This window comes from Amycolatopsis rubida, assembly GCF_900115345.1.
In the GTDB taxonomy this organism is placed as follows: Bacteria; Actinomycetota; Actinomycetes; order Mycobacteriales; family Pseudonocardiaceae; genus Amycolatopsis; species Amycolatopsis rubida.
This window is the reverse complement of sequence record NZ_FOWC01000025.1, coordinates 42,900-62,936: the sequence shown is the minus strand read 5'-3', so window position 1 is coordinate 62,936 and position 20,037 is coordinate 42,900. Positions and strand designations below refer to the sequence as shown.

Genomic DNA, 20,037 nt, shown 5'->3' with positions numbered 1-20,037 from the left:
GTTCACCCTTCGTCCGCACGGACGTCGCCTCCGGTTCAGCCTCCGCTGCTCTACTCGGCGCGGCCCGATCGCGGCAGCCGAAGGAGTGTTGGTGGCAGGGAACGGCTTCACCGTCCACACGGACGAGTTGCACACATTCAGCGAGTACCTGGACAAGACGACCGTGCCGACGGTGAACGACTCCGCGAAGGCGGTGGACGACGCCAACGGCGGGGACATCGACGCGTTCGGCGTCGTGCTCGCGCAGGTGCTCGCCATTCCCGCGCGGATCGCGCTGAAGGCCGTCTCGGACAACCTGCACGGCGTCGCGAAGGACGTGACCGACAGCGCGGACAAGACGCGGCAGGCCAGCGAGCAGTACAGCAAGGGCGACCAGGACCTCGCGAAGGCGTTCGACAAGTTCAAGCCGGAGCAGGTGAAATGAGCGTCGTCGAGCCCATCACCGACTCGAACAGCACCACCGGCGCGGGTGTCGCGGACAGCTGGCACAGCGTCGTCTCGTCGATCCAGGAGATCCAGCACCTGCACGGAGCCGACGCGGCCGCGGTGGGGGTCGAGATCGGCGTCTCGATCGTCGGCGCGATCGCGGACACCGCGGCGTTCGTCCTCGACCCGTTCGGCAAACTGATCGCGGCCGGGCTCGGCTGGCTGATCGAGCACATCTCGTTCCTCAAAGAGGGCCTCGACAAGCTCGCCGGCGACCCCGCGGCGATCAGCAAGATGGCCGAGGAACTGCACAAGACCGCCGAAAATCTGCGCAACGCGGCGAAGGACCTGGACACCACGCTGCAGAAGACGGTCGCCAACTGGCAGGGCGAGGGCGCCGAGGCGTTCAAGAAGAACATCGGCGACCGGCGCGGCCAGATCGACAGCGCCGGGCACGCGGTCGACGTCGCGGGCTACGTGGTCAAAACGACGATGGCCCTGGTCTCCGTGGTGCGCTCGCTGATCCGCGACCTGATCACGACGTTCCTCGGCGACGTCATCGCGACCATGCTGATCGCGCTCGCGATGGCGGCGTTCACGTTCGGCGCGTCGATCGTGGTCGGGGTCGGGAACGTGATCCGGTCGGGGATCTCGCTGGCGCTGACGATGGCGTCCAAGATCGCCCGGGTGGTCGGCCTCGGAGGCCGGACCGCGAGCCGGCTGGCGCAACTGGCGGAAAAGGTGAAGCCCGGTCGCGGCGGCGGCTCGCACGGCGGCGGGAACAACCACGAGATGACCGACCTCGGCGGCGGCCATGGCGGCGGGGGCGGTCAAGGCGGACAGGGTGGTCACGGCGGGAACAACACGCCGCACGACGACGCTCCCGGCGGCAACAACCAGCACGAGGACACTCCTGGCGGGAACAACCACCACGAGGATCCGCCCGGCGGCAACACAGGTCACGAGGACGCTCCCGGTGGCAACAACCACCACGAGGATCCGCCCGGCGGCAACACGAACCACGAAGACACCCCGGGTGGCGACACCGGCCACGACAACACCCCGGGCGGCAACAACCATCACGAGGATCCGCCGGGCGGCAACAACAATCCGCACGAGGAGCGGCCGAACAACCAGCCGCACGAGGACGACCCGTTCGACACCTGGCTGGCCGCGGACCAGCACTTCAACCCGCCGCCCGACCGCCCGCACGACACCCCGGGCGGCAACACGCACCACGAGGACGCCCCGGGCGGAGGGGGCGACCACCACGAGAACTCGCCGGGCGGCAACACCGGACACGACGACTCCCCGGGCGGCAACAACCATCACGACGACCCGCCGGGCGGGAACAACCATCACGAGGACCCGCCCGGCGGCAACACGAACCACGAAGACACCCCGGGTGGCAACAACACCAACCACGAGGACACCCCGGGCGGCAATCAGCACGAGGACAACCCGGGCGGCGCCAACCACGAAAACGGGGGCGGCGGGAACAGCGGAAGCGGCGGGTCCGGCCCGCAGTCCCCGTTCAAGCCGTACGAGTTCAGCTGGATGAAGAAGCACGAAAGCTGGCTGAAGAACGTCTGCGACATCCCCGGCATCAAGCAGTACACCGGCGGGAAGAACGTCTGGTCGGAAATCGTCAAGGGACCGGAAGAGTTCTTCAAGCAGTATCCGAAGGTGTTCACCTTCCTCAAGACCATGTCCGACGCCAAGAGCAGCAAGAACTTCGTCGGCTGGGCCGGCAAGGACGCGGTCAACTTCGACAAGTCGATCACCGACATCCAGATGCAGGCCGAGGAAGCCTGGAACACCTCCGACGAGCAGTGGCGCCAGGAGCATCCGGACCCGGCCGCCGCGGAGTGACCGGACCGGAAAAGCCGTGCGGGCCACCCTGAGGGAATCTGATTCCCTCAGGGTGGCCCGCACGGACGGTCCCCGGGCGCGAACCGAGCCGGGCGGGCAAGGGAAGTCCCGGGCCAGGGGCCGGGAAGACTCAGTCCGACGTCTCCGCGAACCGCGCCGTCATGGCTTCCCGGCCGCGCTTGCTCAGCTCGCCGAACAGCCGCAGCCGGGCGAGGCCGCCGTCGGGGTAGATGTCCAGGCGGACCTCCGTGATCTCGGGGCCGTCGTCCGCCAGGGCGAAGCGGTGCCGGGTGTCGGGCTGCAACCTGGTGCGCGGCAACAGTTCCACCCACTCGCCCTCGTCGAGGCGGCCGCTCACCGCGGCCCAGCCGGGCGCGTTTCCCTTGAGGTTGCCGGTGTCCAGCTCCACGAACCGGATCAAACCCGCGCCTGCCAGGGACACCGTCGCCCAGTCGTTGCCGTCGTCGCGGCGGCGGGCGGTTTCCCAGCCCTCCGCCTGGTGCGCGGCGAGGCCCGGCGACAGCATGTTGTTCGGCGACGAATAGAACATGTCGCTGCACCCGGTGACGACCGCGCCGTTCTCCAGCGCCGCCAAGTCCAGCGAGCGCGGGTCGAGCAGCGAAGGGTCGGGCACCGGCGAACCGTGCACCCTCAGCCGGGCGACGCCGCCGTCGGGGTGCTGGGTGAGGCGCACGTGGGTGTAGCGACGCGGGGACGTCACCTTGTAGTAGTTCTCCGAGTCGCCGGCCGCCGGTTCGTGGTCGACCAGGAGGTCCCAGTCGGCGTCCTGCAGTTCGGCCGCGCTCGGGTAGCCGGGCGCCGACGTCGCCGCCACGGACACGAACGGCGGGTAGTTGCCCTTGAAGAACGCCGTGTCCACCACCACGCCGGACACCACGCCGCCGAGGCCGAGGCGGAGGAGGGCGTGGTCGTCGCCGGGTTCGCGGTGCCGCCGGGTCTCCCAGCCGTCGTACACCTGGCCCTTCGGGCCGAACGTTTCGGCGCGGTGCGCCGGCCGCCACGGGTTGACCAGGTTTTCCTTTTCGGCGAACAGTTCGTCGCTCGCCCACATCACGGTGCCCCCGAACAGGCGCGAGGCCAGATCGGGCTGGGTAGTCCACTCCGGACGGTCGGACACGTGCTCCTCCATCTCTTCAGCAATTGCCCCGGGTCAGCAGAGTCCCCCTCGCTTCGCCGCCGGTCACCGGCTCGCCGCGCAGCCACGTGCCGCGCACGACGCCGGCCAGCGGACGCTGGTCGTACGCGCTCACCGGGTTGCGGTGTTTGAGCTTCGCGACATCCACCACGAAGGCTTCGTCCGGCGCGAAGACGCAGAAATCGGCGTCGCCGCCCACTTCCAGTTTGCCCTTGCGCGTCATCCCGACCTGCGCGGCCGGACGCTCGGCCATCCACCGCACCACGTCGGTCAGGCCGAAGCCGCGCTGGCGGGCCTGCGTCCAGATCGCGGGCAGGCCCAGCTGCAGACTGGAAATGCCGCCCCACGCAAGGCCGAAATCGCCGGTATCGAAGCGCTTCAGCTCCGGCGTGCACGGCGAATGGTCGCTGACGATCGTGTCGATCACGCCGTCCGCCAAACCCTGCCACAGCAGTTCCCGGTTCGCCGCCTCGCGGATCGGCGGGCAGCACTTGAATTGCGTTGCGCCGTCCCGGATTTCCTCCGCGACGAACGACAGGTAGTGCGGACAGGTTTCCACCGACAGCTCGACCCCCTCGCGGCGGGCACTGGCGATCAGCGGCAAAGCGTCCGAAGAGGACAGATGCAGAATGTGCGCGCGAGCACCAGTGCGCCGAGCCGCTTCGATCACCTGCGTGATGGCCAGGTTTTCCGCGCCGCGCGGGCGGGAGCCGAGGAAGTCGTGGTACTTCTCGCCGTGCGGGTCGGGAGCGGCCTCGATCGCGTCGGAATCCTCCGCGTGCACGATCATCTGCGCGTCGAACGACTTCAGCTCACGCAGGGCGGATTCCAGACCGGACGCGTCCAGAGGCGGAAACTCGTCGACGCCGGAGTGCAGCAGGAAGCACTTGAAGCCGAAGACGCCTTCGTCGTGCAGCCCGCGCAAATCGCCTTCGTTGCCGGGAATCGCACCGCCCCAGAACCCGACGTCCACGTGCACGCGACCGCTCGCTGCCTTGCGCTTGACCTCAAGCGCGGCCACGTCGACCGTCGGCGGCAGGCTGTTGAGCGGCATGTCCACGATCGTCGTGACGCCGCCGGCGGCAGCCGCGCGCGTCGCGGTCCCGAAGCCCTCCCACTCGGCGCGGCCGGGGTCGTTGACGTGCACGTGGGTGTCCACGAGACCGGGCAGCAGCACCTCGTCGTCAGCCAGCTCGACGACCCGCGCGCCCGCCATCTCGACAACGCCGGGTTCCACGGCGACAATCCGGCCGTCCCGCACGCCGATCGTCGCCGGCCCGAGACCGGCGGGGGTCACCGCGCGTGCGGCCCGCACCACGAGGTCCATCGACGGCATCCTCCAGTTCCACGTTACGGAAAGAGTCTTTCGCTCACCGAGATTAGACACGTCCTTCCCGGCTCGTCAACGCCGTCTCTCCCACGTTACGGTCACCGGGTGGAGTTGGAAGCCGAGTTCACCAGCGAGCCGTTCCGCGGCGAGGGCGCACCGCCGGAGCACGCCGTCCGCGCCCGCGACGCCGCCGACGCGGCCGGGCTCGACACCGACTTCGGCCCACTCGGCACCCTCGCCCGCGGGACTGCCGACGAACTGTTCGCCGCGCTGCCCTCGATCGCCCGGGCCGCCCTCGAAGGCGGGGCCACCCGGGTGACGCTGCAACTGCGCCGGACCGACGATTCCGACACCGTTCCGGCGGTCGAACTCAACAGCGCGCTTTCGCGATTGATCTCCGACGTGGAACGCGAACTCGGCTCGAAACTCCGCGAACTCGACCGGCCGGAAAAGCAGCGCGCGGTCCGCCTGCTGCGCGAGCGAGGGGCCTTCAACCTGCGGAAATCGGTTTCGGCGGTCGCCGAGGAACTGGGCGTCACGCGGTTCACGGTCTACAACTACCTCAACCGGGAAGCCGACTGAGCAGTCATTCAACAAAGTGTTGACGCATGCTCGACCCGGCCGTACGGTCAGCGGAACACCACCTCCCCTTCAGGAGATTCCGTTGCCGCTCGCACTCGCCGAGTTCAACTCCGCATCCGCCGCCGAACTCCGGCCGATGCTCACTGCCTGCCTGGCCGTGCGGCGCTGGGTCGACACGGTGCTCGAAGGCCGCCCGTACGCCGATTTCGCCGCGCTGAGCACGAGCGCGGACAGCGCGACTCCCTTGCACCGCAACGAGATCCGCGACGCGATCGCCGCACACCCGAGGATCGGCGAACGCCCGAGCGGCAAGGGCAGCGACGCCGACTGGTCCCGTTCGGAGCAGTCCGGCGTGGACAACGCGGACGAATTCGCCGCCGCCAACGCCGAATACGAAGCCCGCTTCGGCCACGTGTTCCTGGTGTGCGCGAGCGGACGCAGCGGCGAGGAACTGCTCGCCAACCTGCGCTCCCGGCTCGGCAACGACCCGGACACCGAACTCGACGTCGCCGGCGCGGAGCTGGCCAAGATCGCGCAACTGCGCCTGGCGAAAGCGGTAACAGCATGAGCGCCGCTCGCCAGCGAATCACGGGCTCCCGGGCAGGCAGCGGGAAACTCGGCAAGGAGGCGAGGGCATGAGCCTCGTGACCACCCACGTCCTCGACACCGCCACCGGCGAGCCCGCCGCCGGGATCGCCGTGCGCTTCGAGCGCCAGGACGGCTCGCTGATCGCCGAGGGCGCGACCGATGACGACGGCCGCATCCGCGACCTCGGCCCGGACACGCTCGACCCCGGGGTGTACCGGCTGGTCTTCGACACCGGGAGCTACCTCGGCCCGGAGGCGTTCTTCCCCGGCGTCACGATCGCTTTCCGGATCGTCGACGGCACGTCGCACCACCACGTGCCGGTGCTGCTGAGCCCGTTCGCCTATTCCACCTATCGCGGGAGCTGACATGGGAATCTCGTTGGGCCCCAACCAGTACGGCAAGGCCGAGGTCCGCCTCGTCACCGTCCGGCGCACCAGCGGCGTCCACCATCTGCGCGACCTCACAGTGTCCTCGGCCCTGCGCGGCGACCTGTCGGCCACGCACCTCACCGGCGACAACTCCGCCGTGCTGGCCACCGACACGCAGAAGAACACGGTGTACGCGTTCGCCAAGCAGCAGGACGTCGGCGAGATCGAGGACTTCGCTCTCCGGCTCGGCCAGCACTTCGTCGGCACCCAGGAGAAGATCACCGGCGCGCGGATCTCCGTCGAAGAGCAGGAATGGGACCGCATCACGGTGGACGGCGCGCCGCACGACCACTCGTTCAGCAGCTCCGGCGGCGAACGCCGCACCACGACCGTCACCGTGCACGCCGGCCGCGCCTGGGTGGTGTCCGGAGTGGACGGTCTGGTCGTGCTCAAGTCCACCGGGTCCGAATTCCACGGCTACCCGAAGGACGAGTACACCACGCTCGCCGAAACCGACGACCGCATTCTCGCCACCGCCGTGACCGCGCGCTGGCGCTACGAGGGATTCACCGGGATCGACTGGGCCAAAAGCCATCGGGAGATCCGGCGGACGCTCCTGGAGACGTTCGCCACCAAGCACAGTCTTTCGCTGCAGCAGACCCTGTACGCGATGGGCGAAGCCGTGCTGCGGGCACGGCCGGAAGTAGCCGAGATCCGGTTCTCCCTGCCCAACAAGCACCATTTCCTTGTCGATCTAAGCCCCTTCGGCCTCGAGAACTCAGGCGAGGTGTTCTACGCCGCCGACCGGCCGTACGGCCTCATCGAAGGCACGGTGGTCCGCGACGAAGCCGAAGAGCCCGGCCCGGCCTGGACCGACGCCGTGCTCTAGCCCCGTCCCTCGTGAGCGGCAATCACGGTTCTCACCGTGACCGCCACTCACGACACCCCCGGGAGAGCGCATGTCAGGAACACAGGAACGACCTTCTCGGCACCCCGTGGACGCGGCGCCTCCGCTGCCGCAGTTGATCCTCGGAGGAATCCAGCACGTCGCGGCCATGTACGCCGGAGTGGTGGCGCCACCGCTCGTCATCGGCGCGGCCGTCGGCCTCTCCCCCGGCCAGCTCGCGCTGCTGATCAGCGCGGCGCTGTTCACCGCGGGACTGGCCACCCTGTTGCAGACCCTCGGCTTCTGGCGCTTCGGCGCGAGACTGCCGCTGGTCAACGGCGTCACTTTCGCCGCCGTCGCACCGATCCTGTCCATCGCAGCGCAGCATCGCGACGGCAACGCGTTGGGCGTCGTCTACGGCGCCACGCTCGCCGGCGGCGTGTTCGTAGTGTTCGCCGCACCGTTTTTCTCCAAGCTGACGCGGTTTTTCCCGCCGGTGGTGACGGGGACGGTCATCACGCTCATCGGGATCTCGCTGCTGCCGGTCGCCGTGCAGTGGATCGCCGCGCAGCACAAATCGGCCAAGCCCAGCGGGCTCGTGCTGGCCGGGATCACACTGGTCGCGGTGCTCGTCTTCACCCGGTTCCTGACCGGGTTCTGGAGCCGGATCGCGCTGCTGCTCGGCCTGGTCGCCGGCACCGCCGCGGCATGGCCGATGGGCCAAGTCGACACATCGACGCTGAAGCAGGCCCCGGTGTTCGGCATCGTGACGCCGTTCCACTTCGGCACCCCGTCGTTCGACATCGCCGCGATCGTCTCGATGCTCATCGTGATGCTGGTGATCATGGCGGAAAGCACCGCTGACCTGCTGGCGCTCGGCGAGATCGTGGACCGGCCGACCACCAGTCGCGTCCTGGCCGACGGCCTGCGCGCGGACGGGCTCTCCACCGCCGTCGGCACGATCTTCGGCGGGTTCGCCTGCACGGCGTTCGCGCAGAACATCGGCCTCGTGTCGCTCACCCGCATGGTGAGCCGGTACGTGGTCGCGGCCAGCGGCCTGGTGCTCGTGCTGCTGGGCGTGTTCCCGGTGACCGGCGGGATCATCGCGCTGGTGCCGCAGCCGGTGCTCGGCGGAGCCGGGCTGGTCCTGTTCGGCAGCGTCGCGGTGAGCGGCATCCGGACGCTCGCGAAGGCGTCGTTCGAGCATCCGGTCAACGTCGCGATCGTCGCCGCGTCGCTCGGCGTCGGGCTCATCCCGATCGCCATGCCGGACTTCTACTCCGGGTTCCCGGCTGCGCTGCAGGTCGTGCTCAACTCCGGGATCAGCGCGGGCTGCGTGACCGCGGTGGTGCTCAACCTGGTGCTCCGGCCGCGCTTGATAGAACGCTCTACTGTCAAGGAGTTATCCTCGGTGGCGTGACTGGCACCAAGGACCGCATCCTCGCCGCCGGGGCGGAGTTGTTCCGCCACGGCGGGTACGCGGGTACCGGCATGAAGCAGATTGTCGAGAAAGCCGGCGCGCCCTTCGGGTCGGTGTACCACTTCTTCCCCGGCGGCAAGGAGCAGCTGGGCGAAGAAGTGGTACGCACCTCGGGGATGCAGTACGCGCAGCTGTTCGAAGTCTTCATCGCCCCTTCGCCGGACCTGATCACCGGCATCGAAACGTTCTTCGCGGGCGCGGTCACCACGCTGCTCGACACGGACTACGTCGAGGGCTGCCCGATCGCGACCGTCGCGCTCGAAGCGGCGACCACCAACGAACCTCTGCGCAGGGCCACCGCGGACGTGTTCGAGGCGTGGACCAAAGCGGGCACCAAGGGATTTTCCGCCTTCGGCCTTCCCGAGGAGCACGCCCGCACGCTCACGCTCGCCCTGGTGACCAGCCTGGAAGGCGCGTTCGTGCTGTGCCGCTCCATGCGGACGACCGAACCGATGGCGGTCGCGGGCGCGGCGGTGGTCGACGTGGCGCGACGGCTGCTGGCGGAACTGGGTGACGACGGGAAGCGACGTCCCGAGGACAGCTAAGCTGGAACCAACGTCCGGGTCCGCGGGAGGTGGCCGGTGTTCGGTCTCAGCATCGACCACATCGTGATTTTACTGCTCGCCGGGTTGTTCATCCTCGGCCCGGAACGGCTGCCCGAGGCGGCGCACTGGGTCGCGCAAGCCCTGAAACGGGCACGCGGGTTCGCCGCGGGCGCCAAAGCCCAGCTCGAAGCCGAGATCGGCCCGGAGTACCAGGAGCTGCGGAAACCGTTGCAGGAACTGCAGTCCCTGCGGATGGGCAGCCCCCGGGCGGCCGTGACGAGATACCTGCTCGACGACACGCCCCCGGCCCCCCGCCCGGCCTCGACGCCGCCGCCGGTTCCGTTGCGCGCCAACGAGCGGCCGCCGGTCGATCCCGACGCCACCTGATCATTCCGCCGCGCGCCACGCCCATCCGGCGAGCACGAGCAGTTCGACGAGTTCCAGCACCGCCATCAGCCGTTCCACGAGCCCGGTCGCGACGGTCGGCAGATGCTGCCCGAATGCGACATTGGCCGCGAACGGAATGAGAAACGGCAGAAAGAACGGCACGGCCGCCAGTCCCGTAATACGCGACCAGCGCGCATACCCCCGCCACCCCGGCGCATTCCGGTGCGTCCGGCCGAGCAGCCATCCGGCCAACGGCAAACTCACACAACTGATCCCGGTCGCCCCGAGATGCACTTTGCCGACCCACGTCACCGCATTTCCCTGCGGGTCCTTCGTGAACAACGCGACCGCCGCGAGCCCGGCGCACCAGGCGGTCATCGCGACGACCGTCAGCGTTCCGCGCAGAAGCCCCCGGCGGCGCAGGACCACGGCCACCACGACCGAACCGGCCGACGTCAGCAGCATCGCCGCCGCCCACATCCACCAGCCGGGAGTCCAGGCGTAGTCGCTGAGCATCGCGCTGACCGGATCGATCGGGCCCCAGTAGCGGTCGACGTGCAGCACCACCAGGAACGCGGCCGCGGCCAGCACCGCGGCCACCGCCGCGCCGAGCGCGCGTTTCGTTCCTTTCGCCGACGGGGCAGGCACCAGCACCGGAGTCAGTTCTGTCGCCACTGCTGGTTCTCCGCTCGTCCGCTCTCCCGAAAGCATATCCCGGCCGCGCTCCCGTCGCTTTCGGACAGTCCGACCGAATTGCCGCGCATTCTCAGCGTCCTGCCAGAAATCGTGACTACCCTCGCGGCCGTTCACTGATTTCTACCGACGGGAAATCCATGCCTGCCGCGCGCCGTATGGAATTGCGGCTGCTTCTGTTCGCGGTGGCGATCGTCTGGTGCGCGTTCCTGCTTGTGGACGCGAACGCCCTGGCACAGCTCAGCTTCTCCATCGTCGGCTACGGCGCCTCGTTCACCGCGGTGGTCGCGGCGGCGCACCTCGCCGTCCGGCGCTGGGCCCCGCACGCGGACCCGCTGATCCTGCCCTGCACCGTACTGCTGAACGGGCTGGGCCTGGTAGTGATCCACCGGATCGACCTCGGGCTCGCCGAACAGGCGGTGCAGCGCGGAAAGCAGTATTCGGCCGTCGCCGGGCAGCAGGTGCTGTGGACGGTGGTGGCGCTGGCGTTGTTCCTGGCAGTGCTCGGTTTCGTACGGGATCACCGGGTGCTGACCCGCTACGGCTACCTCGCCGGGCTGGCCGGAATCGTCGCGGTGATCCTGCCCGCGCTGCTGCCGTCGTCGCTGTCGGAGGCCAACGGCGCGAAGGTGTGGATCAAGCTCGGCCCGATGTCGATCCAGCCGGGCGAGTTCGCGAAGCTGCTGCTCATCGTGTTCGCCGCGACGACGCTGGTGGCGAAACGGGAACTGTTCCGCGTGGCCGGACGCAAGGTGCTCGGCGTCGAACTGCCGCGGGCGCGCGATCTGGGGCCGATCGTGCTCGCCGCACTCGGCTGCGTGGCGGTGCTGGCGTTCGAGAAGGAACTCGGCGCCTCGCTGCTGTTCTTCGGGATCGTGCTGGTGATGATCTACCTCGCGACCGAGCGGGCGATCTGGGTGTACGCCGGGCTGACGGTGTTCGCCGGCGGCTGCGTGCTGGCGTACTTCCTGTTCAACCACGTGCGGCAACGGGTCGCGAACTGGATCGACCCCCTCTCGACCTACGACCAGGCCGGCGGCGGGTACCAGATCGCGCAGGGTCTGTTCGGCCTCGGCACCGGCGGCATGGGCGGAACCGGACTCGGCGCGGGCAGGCCGGACATCGTGCCCGAGTCGAACACCGACTTCATCACCGCCAGCATCGGCGAGGAACTGGGTTTCCTCGGACTGGCCGCGGTGCTGATGCTGTACCTGCTGATCGCGCTGCGCGGAATGCGGCACGCGCTCGCCGTCCGGGACGGCTTCGGCAAGCTCCTCGGCGGCGGGCTGGCGTTCACCGTGGTGATGCAGATTTTCGTGGTCGTGGGCGGGGTGACGAAGCTGATTCCGGAGACCGGGATCACCGCGCCGTTCCTGTCGAAGGGCGGTTCGTCGCTGCTCGCGAACTACATCCTGGTGGCGTTGCTGCTGCGGATCTCGGACGCGGCACGCCAGCCGAACGCGACCGACCCGGTGCAGGCGGCGCGGGCACCGCTGGCGGAGGCGGGAACGGTGCTGGTCAAGCGGCCGCAGTGAGCCAGCGGGGGCCACCCGAGTGCGCGGCATCCGCTCGATCACGGGCCACGAGAGCACTGCCCTGCCGTCGAGACGAGCACCGCCGCGGCTCACCGGGGCGGATCCCAGACCAGCCGGTGCCTGAACAACAGCGGCGGCCGCCCCGAAGCGGCCGGGGTGCGGATCCGCCACGTGCCAACCGCGCGGTGAACCGTGCCTGAAGCTGCGGGCTGTTGGCGAGATCAGCCCACGGCCTCAGTCTTCGCGCAGCCGGGCGCTCGCCTTCGCCAGCTCGCCCGCGATCACCGTCTCGTCCGCGGACTTCAACCGCCCGCCGTCGACGACCGTCTTTCCCCCCACGAACAGCCTCCGCAGCGGCGGCGGCGCGGCCAGGACCAGCGCCGCGACCGGGTCCTCGATGCCCGCGTAGTTCAGCCCGTTGAGATCCCACACCGCCAGATCCGCGAGCTTCCCCACCTCCACCGAGCCCGTCTCGCGCTCCCGGCCGAGACACCGCGCGCCGCCCATTGTCCCCAGCCACAACGCTTCCCGCGTGGTCAATCCGGTCGGGCCGCCGCGTTGCCGGGCCTGCAGCAACGCCTGATGCAGCTCGTCGGCCAAGCCGCCGGATTCGCTCGAAGCCGCGCCGTCGACGCCCAATCCGACCGGAGCACCGGCGTCGAGCAAATCCCGCACCGGCGCGATTCCACTGCCCAGGCGGCCATTCGACGTCGGGCAATGGGCGGAACCCGTCGCCGTCGCGCCGAAGCGGCGGATCGCGTCCGGCGCGAGGTGGACGGTGTGCGCCAACCAGACATCCGACGCCAGCCAGCCCAGTTTGTCCGCGTACTCCGCGGGCGTGAGACCGGTTTCGGCGAGGCATTGCTTTTCCTCGTCCTGGGTTTCGGCCAGATGCGTGTGGAGCCGGATGCCCTTGCGCCGGGCCAGTTCGGCCGAGTCGGCCATCAGCCGTTCGGTGACGGTGAACGGCGAGCAGGGGCCAGCGGCGATCTGCAGGTGCGCACCCGGCGAGGCGTCGTGGTAGCGGTCGATCGCGGCTTCGGTGCCGAGGAGGGCCTCCTCGGCGGTCTCGACCAGGCTGTCCGGCGGCAGTCCGCCGTCCGATTCGCCGCGGTCCATCGAGCCGCGGACCAGGTGCAGCCGCAAGCCGATCCGCTCCCGCGCGGCGACGAGCGCGGCCACCTGGTCGCCGCCGGACGGGAAGACGTAGTGGTGGTCGGCGACCGTGGTGCAGCCGCTCAGGGCGAGCCGCGCCATTCCGGCGGTGCCCGCGGCGTGCGTGATCTCCGCGTCCAGCTTGGCCCACACCGGGTACAGCGCGACCAGCCACTCGAACAGCGTGTGGTCGGCGGCGAGGCCGCGGGTGGCCCATTGGTAGAGGTGGTGGTGCGTGTTCACGAGGCCCGGCGTGACAAGGCAGCCGGTCGCGTCGACGCGTTCGTCCGCCGTCCCCGGGTAGGTGCCGTCGCCGACAGCCGCGATGCGGTCGTCTTCGAGGACGACGTGGCCGCTGCGGTGCTCAGGGCCGCTGACTGTGGCGATCGCGGCGTGTTCGACGACTGTCCTCATCCGAACCTCCTCAAGCTCGTGAGTGGCGATCCCGGTGAGAACCGGGATCGCCACTCACGAGAACCCTCACAACGCCTTGGCCGCCCGCTCCGCCACCAGATTCAGGAACCGGCTCGGATCCTTCAGCTCGCCGCCCTCGGCGAGCAAAGCCATCCCGTGCAGCAGCTCCGCCGTCTCGGCCAGCGAGGTGTCGTCCGGGTGCTCGGCGAACGCCTTGCGCAGACCGGTCACCAGCGCGTGCTCCGGGTTCAGCTCCAGCACGCGCTTCACCGGCGGCAGCTCCTGCCCCATCGCGCGGTACATCTTTTCCAGCGTCGGCGTCAGATCGCCCGCGTCGCCGACGATGCAGGACGGCGACGTCGTCAGCCGAGACGACAGGCGGACCTCCTTGACGGTGTCGGACAGCGTCGCCGACATCCACTTCAGCAGGTCCTCGTACTCGGCCTTCTTCTCCTCAGACGTCTCGTCGCCGAGGTCGACCTCGCCCTTCGCGACCGACTGGAACGTCTTGCCGTCGAAGCCGCTCGCCGGCTCCGTCCACATCTCGTCCACCGGGTCGGTGAGGATCAGCACCTCGTACCCCTTGGCGCGGAACGCTTCCAGGTGCGGCGAGTTCTCGATGACGGTGCGCGAATCGCCGGTCAGGTAGTAGATGTGCTCCTGGCCCTCCTTCATCCGCGACACGTAGTCGCGCAGCGAGGTGGGCTTGTCCGCGTGGTGCGTCGAGTCGAACGACGAGATCTCCAGGATCTGCTCCCGGTTCTCCGGGTCGTCGATCAGGCCCTCCTTGACCGCGCGGCCGAACTCGGACCAGAACGTCGCGTACTTCTCGGCGTCCTCGGTCATCATCGTCTTGACCGTGGAGAGGATCTTCTTCTCCAGCCGCCGCCGGATCGCGCGGATCTGCCGGTCCTGCTGCAGGATCTCCCGCGACACGTTCAGCGACAGGTCTTGGGCGTCGACGACCCCCTTCACGAAGCGCAGGTAGTTCGGCATCAGCGCTTCGCAGTCGTCCATGATGAACACGCGCTTGACGTACAGCTGCACGCCGCGCTTCGCGTCCCGCATGAACAGGTCCATCGGCGCGCGCGAGGGCAGGAACAGCAGCGCCTGGTACTCGAAGGTGCCCTCGGCCTGCATCCGGACCGTCTCAAGCGGGTCGGTCCAGTCGTGGCTGATGTGCTTGTAGAACTCGTGGTACTCCTCGTCGGAGACCTCGTCCTTCGCACGCGCCCACAGCGCCTTCATCGAGTTGACCGTCTCAAGGCCGCCCTCTTCACCCTCCTTGGCCATCTGCACCGGCCAAGTGATGAAGTCGGAGTAGCGCTTGACGATCTCGCGCACCTTCCACGGCGACGTGTAGTCGTAGAGGTGGTCCTCGTCGTCGGCGGGCTTGAGGTGCAGCGTCACCGACGTGCCCTGCGGAGCGTCGGAGAGGGACTCGATCGTGTAGGTGCCCTCGCCGGCGGATTCCCAGCGGACGCCCTCGCCGGTCCCCGCGCGCCGGGTCACCAGGGTGACCTTGTCGGCGACCATGAAGCTTGCGTAGAAGCCGACGCCGAACTGCCCGATCAGGTCCTGGCCCGCGGATTCCTTCGACTCCTTGAGCTTGCGCAGGAAGTCGGCGGTGCCGGATTTCGCGATGGTGCCGATCAGGTTGACGACGTCGTCGCGGCTCATCCCGATGCCGTTGTCGCGCACGGTGAGAGTGCGCGCCTCGGCGTCGAGAAGAATCTCGATGTGCAGGTTGTCGGTCTCGGCCTGCAGATCCTTGTCGCGGTACGTCTCCAGCCGCAGCTTGTCCAGCGCGTCGGAGGCGTTGGAGACCAGCTCGCGCAGGAAGATGTCCTTGTTCGAGTAGATCGAGTGGATCATCAGCTGCAGCAGCTGGCGCGCCTCGGACTGGAACTCCAGCGTTTCGACCGTCCCGGTTTCCTCAGCCATGGCTTTCGTGTTTCCTTTCCCGCCCTCGAAAAGACCGGCACGCAGTCTACCCACGGGGGACGACAGAACGTGCGGAGACCGCGAAGTCCGGTTGCCGCCAGCGGCGCCCGCCCGGGAGGGCCCGGTTGGGCGGGACTGATCCCGTTGCCGTGTTCGATGGCAGGTATCGAGCTGAGGCCGGTATTTCGCCGCGGGCGGTCCCCGGTCGGCGTCGTTTGTCTCGCTGGCCTCGTAGTTCGTGGAGGAGGTCGTGGGCTCACGAGTTCACGCTTGCCGCCTCGCATACGCGTCCAGCCGCGCCGCCTCGAACGGCAGCTCCGCTTCCGCCAACGCCCCGCACTGAAACCCGCCGAGCAAATACCGCGCCAGCGCCTCCGCCGTAGCAGGCTCGTCGAGCACTCCCCCGGAGGTCTTCGACGCGTAGTCCTGCAACCGCTTGGCCGCCGCCGGGGCGCCCTCGCGGTAGAAGGCGTACGTCGCCGCGTACCGGGTCGGCAGCTGGTGCGGATGCAGGTCCCAGCCCTGGTAGAAGCCGTTCTCCAGCGACCGCCGCACGAGGCGCAGGTGCTCGGCCCACGCGCCCGGCAGGTCGTCGCCCACCGGAAGCCGGTTGGTCGAACCGTCGGACAGCCGCACGCCCGTTCCGGCAGCCGCGACCTGCATCAGTTGCTTCGCGAAGTCGGCGGCGGGGTGCGCCATGCTCTGGTACGCCGCGCTGATGCCGAGACCCGCGCTGTAGTCGTAGGTCCCGTAGTGCAGTCCGGAACACCGGCCGCCGGAGGCCTGGATGATCTGCGCGACCGAGACCGTGCCGTCGGTCGAGAGGATCGACTGCGCGGTCTCGATCTGCACCTCGAACCGCAACGAGCGGTCCGCCAGCCCGTACGCGGTTTCCAGCCGCCCCAACACTTCCGCGGCGACTTCGACCTGCTCGACCGCGGTGACCTTCGGCAGCGTCACCACGAATCCGTCCGGCAGCGATCCCTCGGAAAGCAAGCCGGAGAGGAACAGGTCGAGCGTCCGGATGCCCCGCCGTCGCGTCGCGGCTTCGAAGCTCTTGAACCGGATTCCGGCGAACGGAGTGCCGCCGGTGGTCGCGAGGGTGCGCCCGGCGGCCTCGGCGGCCGCGTCCTCCGCTTCGTCGCCGGGATGGCCGTAACCGTCCTCGAAGTCGATGCGGAGGTCCTCGATCGGCTCGGTGAGGAGCTTCTCGCGGACTCGCTCGGCCACCGCCGGGTCGAGGTTCAGCAGGTCGCCGTGCTCGACGAAGACCCGCATCGCCTGTTTGCCCCAGTCGGCGACCAGGCGCGTGCGGTACTGCGACGCCGGCACGTACACCGTGTGCACCGGACGACGGCCCAGAGACTCGCCGGGATACCGCGCCGCCACGCGCGCGTCGGCCTCGGCCAACCGCGCGTCGGCGGCGCTGTAGACGTCCTCGGCGAGCCGTCCGCCTGCCATTACTGGATGTGCTCGTACGCCGGGAGGGTCAGGAAGTCCGGGAACTCGTCAGCCAGCGCGACCTGCTCGAACAGCTCGACCGCGGGCTTCAGCAGATCGTCGGAAACCTCCGCCGCCAGCTCGCCGCGGACGTCGGCGACGACCCCGCGCACCAGCTCCGCGGTGACCGTCTCGCCGTTGTCCAGCTGCGCGCCGTTCTTGACCCACTGCCACACCTGCGAGCGGGAAATCTCGGCCGTGGCGGCGTCTTCCATCAGGTTGTGGATCGCCGCCGCGCCGTTGCCGCCCAGCCACGAGGCCAGGTAGCGGATGCCGACGTCGACCGCCGCGCGCAGGCCGGCCGCGGTGGCGCTGCCCGGCGTCGAGGCGACGTCCAGCAGCTGGTCGGCGGTCACGCTCACCTCGTCGCGGGTGCGCCCGAGCTGGTTCGGCTGGTCGCCGAGGACCTTGTCGAACTCTTCCGCGCAGAGTGCGACCATGCCCGGGTGCGCGACCCACGAACCGTCGAAGCCGTCCCCGGCCTCCCGCGACTTGTCGGCGTGCACCTTGTCGAAGGCGCCCTTGTTGACTTCCGGGTCCTTGCTCGGGATGAACGCGGCCATGCCGCCGATCGCGAACGCGCCGCGCTTGTGGCAGGTGCGCACGAGCAGTTCGGTGTAGGCGCGCATGAACGGCGCGGTCATGGTGACCGAGTTGCGATCCGGCAGCACGAACTTCTCGCCCGCGTCGCGGAAGTACTTGATGACGCTGAACAGGTAGTCCCAGCGGCCCGCGTTCAGGCCGGAGGCGTGCTCGCGCAGTTCGTAGAGGATCTCTTCCATCTCGAACGCGGCCGGGATGGTCTCGATCAGCACGGTCGCGCGGACGGTGCCGTGCGGGATGCCGAGTGCCTTCTCCGCGTGCGTGAACACGTCGTTCCACAGCCGCGCTTCGAGGTGGCTTTCCATCTTCGGCAGGTAGAAGTACGGGCCCTTGCCGCGGTTGAGCAGCTCCTGGGCGTTGTGGAAGAAGTACAGGCCGAAATCGACCAGCGCGCCGACGCCCTTGCGGCCGCCGAAGGTCAGGTTCCGCTCGTCGAGGTGCCAGCCGCGCGGGCGGACCACGATCGTCGCGTGCTCGACGTCGGGCTTCAGCTCGTAGTGCTTGCCGTTCTGGTCGAGCGTGATGGTGCCGCGGATCGCGTCGGACAGGTTGACCTGGCCGCCCACGACGTTCGCCCAATGCGGAGTGTTGGCGTCCTCGAAGTCGGCGAGCCACACCTTGGCGCCGGAGTTGAGGGCGTTGATGGTCATCTTGCGGTCGGTCGGACCGGTGATCTCGACGCGGCGGTCGCGCAGCGCGGCCGGCGCGCCGGCGACCTGCCAGTCGCCCTCGCGGATCTCCTTGGTCTCCGCCAGGAAATCGAGGCGGCCGGTGGTCCGGGCCTCCTCGCGCCGCTTGCCCCGCGCGACGAGGAGTTCGTCGCGCCGCGCGGCGTACTCGTCGTGCAAGCCCGCTACGAAAGCGAGGGCTTCCGGCGTCAGAATCTCGTCCCCACGCTCGACGGACCCGCCGAGAACCTGGACCTCAGACATGCGCAACACCCCGAGTAGTGCTTTGGATAACGTCCCTACGGTTTTTACCTGACGGACTATAGTTTCTGCATAGCGGAACATCAATCGGGTCTGTGAGGAGGACCACGGGTGGCGGCTGAGAAGAGCGGACGAGACGGCGGCGTCCAGTCCCTGCAGCGCGCGTTCGAGCTGCTGGAGCACCTGGCGGACACCGGCGGCGAGGCCAGCCTGTCGGAGCTGGCGACCCTGTCCGGGCTGCCGATGCCGACGATCCACCGGCTGATCCGCACGCTGGTGTCGCTGGGCTACGTCCGGCAGAACACCAACCGGCACTACGCGCTGGGCGCCCGGCTGATCCGGCTCGGCGAGAACGCCAGCATGCAGTTCGGCGCGTGGGCGCGGCCGCTGCTGGTGGAACTGGTCGAGGAGGTCGGCGAGACGGCGAACCTGGCGGTGCTGGAACGCGACGAGGTGGTCTATGTCGCACAGGTGCCCTCGAAGCACTCGATGCGGATGTTCACCGAGGTCGGCCGGCGCTTGCTGCCGCACGGCACCGGCGTGGGCAAGGCGATGCTGGCGGAACTGCCCGCAGACGAGGTCGCGTCGCTGCTGGAACGCACCGGGATGCCCGCGTACACCGAGCACACCTTCACCGACCCGGACGCGCTGGCGGCGGAGCTGAAGAAGATCGCCGGACTGGGTTACGCGCTGGACGAGGCGGAGCAGGAACTCGGGGTGCGGTGCATCGCCGTCGCGATCCCCGGCGCGCCGGTGCCCGCGGCGGTGTCGGTTTCCGGCCCGTCCGGCCGTCTGACGGCGGACGCGGTGAGCCACATCGCGCCGGTGGTGCAGAAGGTCGCGGACCGGCTTTCGCAGCAGCTGCCGGTTACCTGAGTTCGCCTTTGAGGAGGTCCATCAGCAGGCCGTCGTGCCAGGTGCCGTCGAGCCCCTGCTCGTAATCGCGAAGGAGTCCGACGCGGCGGAAGCCGAGCTTCTCGTACACGTGGATCGCGCGGACGTTGGCCGCCGCCGGGTCGATGGTGATCCGGTGGTGGCCCTGGTCGAACAGGCGCTGGGCGAGGATCCGGATCGCCTCCGAACCGAGCCCGAGACCGTAGTGGCCGGGGTGCACGGCCAGGTCGATCCCCGCGTGCCGGTAGCGGCGGGCGGTTTCTTCCCAGCCCTGGATCACGCCGACGGTCTGGCCTTCGTACTCGATGGCGTAGACGTGGTCCTCCTCCTTGGCGAGGAGCCCGTCGGTTTCCTCGCCGGGGTCGCCCCACCACTGCGCGACTTCCGGGGCGGAGAGGATCTCGTGCACCCTCGACCGGTCGGCCTCGGTCAGCGGGCGAAGGGTGACGCGGGTCACTTCATGGGTTTCTGATCGACCTGGACGTCGTACTTCACCTCGGTGCCGTTCACCGTGCCGATCTTGGCCGTGAGACCGGCTTTCTGTCCACCGGCAGTGAGGACGCGGCGCATCGACTCCCCCTCGACGGCCTTGGCCGGCCCTGGAACAACCGGCGAGAGCGCAGGCGGCGAGCACCGGACCGGACGAATGCGGGAGCGCACGGGTTTCTCCTGGAGCCAGCCGCGCGCGAGTCTTCGAGGACCGCACGGACCGGCCACTCACCGCCGAGCCGCTTCCCACCGTGGCAGGCA

At 69.1% G+C, this 20,037-nt stretch carries 20 protein-coding genes; 11 read left to right on the top strand and 9 right to left on the bottom strand.

The annotated features are described in order from the left end of the window. Nucleotides 1-91 precede the first annotated feature (91 nt). Both BM362_RS48055 and BM362_RS44135 read left to right on the top strand, forming a co-directional pair. Nucleotides 92-424, top strand: coding sequence for a type VII secretion target (locus BM362_RS48055; protein ID WP_093577208.1), 333 nt, complete (start codon nucleotides 92-94; stop codon nucleotides 422-424). After that, nucleotides 421-2,298 (top strand): WXG100 family type VII secretion target, encoded by a 1,878-nt coding sequence (locus BM362_RS44135; RefSeq protein ID WP_093577207.1) that lies wholly within the window; start codon nucleotides 421-423, stop codon nucleotides 2,296-2,298. The genes BM362_RS48055 and BM362_RS44135 overlap by 4 nt, the downstream gene beginning before the upstream one ends. 130 nt (nucleotides 2,299-2,428) lie before the next feature. On the opposite strand, the gene alc is transcribed toward BM362_RS44135, so the two are convergent. Beyond that, complete coding sequence (alc, locus tag BM362_RS44130) at nucleotides 2,429-3,448, bottom strand: allantoicase (protein ID WP_067589235.1); 1,020 nt, start codon at nucleotides 3,446-3,448, stop codon at nucleotides 2,429-2,431. Nucleotides 3,449-3,452: 4 nt separating this feature from the next. After that, nucleotides 3,453-4,781 carry an allantoinase AllB gene (allB, locus tag BM362_RS44125; RefSeq protein ID WP_067589502.1) on the bottom strand — a complete coding sequence of 443 codons (1,329 nt, stop codon included), beginning with the start codon at nucleotides 4,779-4,781 and terminating at the stop codon, nucleotides 3,453-3,455. 108 nt (nucleotides 4,782-4,889) lie between these two features. Between allB and BM362_RS44120 the strand changes: the two genes are divergently transcribed. From BM362_RS44120 to BM362_RS44090, 7 genes are all read left to right on the top strand, one after another. Then, on the top strand, nucleotides 4,890-5,366 hold the full coding sequence (locus BM362_RS44120; protein WP_067589237.1) for a helix-turn-helix domain-containing protein: 477 nt from the start codon (nucleotides 4,890-4,892) through the stop codon (nucleotides 5,364-5,366). Between the two features lie 82 nt (nucleotides 5,367-5,448). After that, nucleotides 5,449-5,934, top strand: coding sequence for a 2-oxo-4-hydroxy-4-carboxy-5-ureidoimidazoline decarboxylase (gene uraD / locus BM362_RS44115; protein ID WP_093577206.1), 486 nt, complete (start codon nucleotides 5,449-5,451; stop codon nucleotides 5,932-5,934). A gap of 67 nt (nucleotides 5,935-6,001) precedes the next feature. Beyond that, on the top strand, nucleotides 6,002-6,319 hold the full coding sequence (uraH, locus tag BM362_RS44110) for a hydroxyisourate hydrolase (RefSeq protein WP_093577205.1): 318 nt from the start codon (nucleotides 6,002-6,004) through the stop codon (nucleotides 6,317-6,319). A gap of 1 nt (nucleotide 6,320) precedes the next feature. After that, on the top strand, nucleotides 6,321-7,211 hold the full coding sequence (pucL, locus tag BM362_RS44105; RefSeq protein ID WP_067589240.1) for a factor-independent urate hydroxylase: 891 nt from the start codon (nucleotides 6,321-6,323) through the stop codon (nucleotides 7,209-7,211). A 70-nt stretch (nucleotides 7,212-7,281) separates the two neighbouring features. Next, nucleotides 7,282-8,628 carry a nucleobase:cation symporter-2 family protein gene (locus tag BM362_RS44100; protein WP_067589242.1) on the top strand — a complete coding sequence of 449 codons (1,347 nt, stop codon included), beginning with the start codon at nucleotides 7,282-7,284 and terminating at the stop codon, nucleotides 8,626-8,628. Next, entirely contained in the window at nucleotides 8,625-9,233 is a 609-nt protein-coding gene (locus tag BM362_RS44095; protein ID WP_093577204.1) for a TetR/AcrR family transcriptional regulator, read from the top strand. Before BM362_RS44100 ends, BM362_RS44095 begins: the two co-directional genes overlap by 4 nt. Nucleotides 9,234-9,269: 36 nt before the next feature. Further along, nucleotides 9,270-9,620: a twin-arginine translocase TatA/TatE family subunit gene (locus tag BM362_RS44090; RefSeq protein ID WP_093577203.1), complete on the top strand. Its 351-nt coding sequence runs from the start codon at nucleotides 9,270-9,272 to the stop codon at nucleotides 9,618-9,620. Here the strand turns inward: BM362_RS44090 and BM362_RS44085 are convergent, their stop codons facing one another. Beyond that, complete coding sequence (locus BM362_RS44085; protein ID WP_093577202.1) at nucleotides 9,621-10,295, bottom strand: DUF998 domain-containing protein; 675 nt, start codon at nucleotides 10,293-10,295, stop codon at nucleotides 9,621-9,623. A 158-nt stretch (nucleotides 10,296-10,453) separates the two neighbouring features. Here BM362_RS44085 and BM362_RS44080 point away from each other — a divergent pair, with 158 nt between their 5' ends. Further along, nucleotides 10,454-11,848 carry an FtsW/RodA/SpoVE family cell cycle protein gene (locus BM362_RS44080; RefSeq protein WP_093577201.1) on the top strand — a complete coding sequence of 465 codons (1,395 nt, stop codon included), beginning with the start codon at nucleotides 10,454-10,456 and terminating at the stop codon, nucleotides 11,846-11,848. Between the two features lie 234 nt (nucleotides 11,849-12,082). Here BM362_RS44080 and BM362_RS44075 read toward each other — a convergent pair whose 3' ends face one another. From BM362_RS44075 to aceB, 4 genes are all read right to left on the bottom strand, one after another. Next, on the bottom strand, nucleotides 12,083-13,417 hold the full coding sequence (locus BM362_RS44075; RefSeq protein ID WP_093577221.1) for an 8-oxoguanine deaminase: 1,335 nt from the start codon (nucleotides 13,415-13,417) through the stop codon (nucleotides 12,083-12,085). Nucleotides 13,418-13,483: 66 nt separating this feature from the next. Continuing rightward, complete coding sequence (gene htpG, locus BM362_RS44070; RefSeq protein ID WP_067589250.1) at nucleotides 13,484-15,361, bottom strand: molecular chaperone HtpG; 1,878 nt, start codon at nucleotides 15,359-15,361, stop codon at nucleotides 13,484-13,486. 264 nt (nucleotides 15,362-15,625) lie between these two features. Then, entirely contained in the window at nucleotides 15,626-16,822 is a 1,197-nt protein-coding gene (locus tag BM362_RS44065) for a DUF6986 family protein (protein WP_093577200.1), read from the bottom strand. After that, nucleotides 16,822-18,396: a malate synthase A gene (gene aceB / locus BM362_RS44060; RefSeq protein WP_093577199.1), complete on the bottom strand. Its 1,575-nt coding sequence runs from the start codon at nucleotides 18,394-18,396 to the stop codon at nucleotides 16,822-16,824. The genes BM362_RS44065 and aceB overlap by 1 nt, the downstream gene beginning before the upstream one ends. 108 nt (nucleotides 18,397-18,504) lie before the next feature. On the opposite strand from aceB, the gene BM362_RS44055 reads away from it, so the two are divergent. Beyond that, on the top strand, nucleotides 18,505-19,269 hold the full coding sequence (locus tag BM362_RS44055; RefSeq protein ID WP_067589255.1) for an IclR family transcriptional regulator: 765 nt from the start codon (nucleotides 18,505-18,507) through the stop codon (nucleotides 19,267-19,269). Here the strand turns inward: BM362_RS44055 and BM362_RS44050 are convergent. Both BM362_RS44050 and BM362_RS47190 read right to left on the bottom strand, forming a co-directional pair. Then, the gene (locus BM362_RS44050; RefSeq protein WP_093577198.1) at nucleotides 19,262-19,744 is read right to left on the bottom strand and encodes a GNAT family N-acetyltransferase; all 483 of its coding nucleotides are present in this window, start codon (nucleotides 19,742-19,744) and stop codon (nucleotides 19,262-19,264) included. The two genes, BM362_RS44055 and BM362_RS44050, sit on opposite strands and share 8 nt — an antisense overlap. Further along, nucleotides 19,741-19,947 (bottom strand): hypothetical protein, encoded by a 207-nt coding sequence (locus tag BM362_RS47190; protein ID WP_143132649.1) that lies wholly within the window; start codon nucleotides 19,945-19,947, stop codon nucleotides 19,741-19,743. Before BM362_RS47190 ends, BM362_RS44050 begins: the two co-directional genes overlap by 4 nt. Nucleotides 19,948-20,037: the final 90 nt, after the last annotated feature.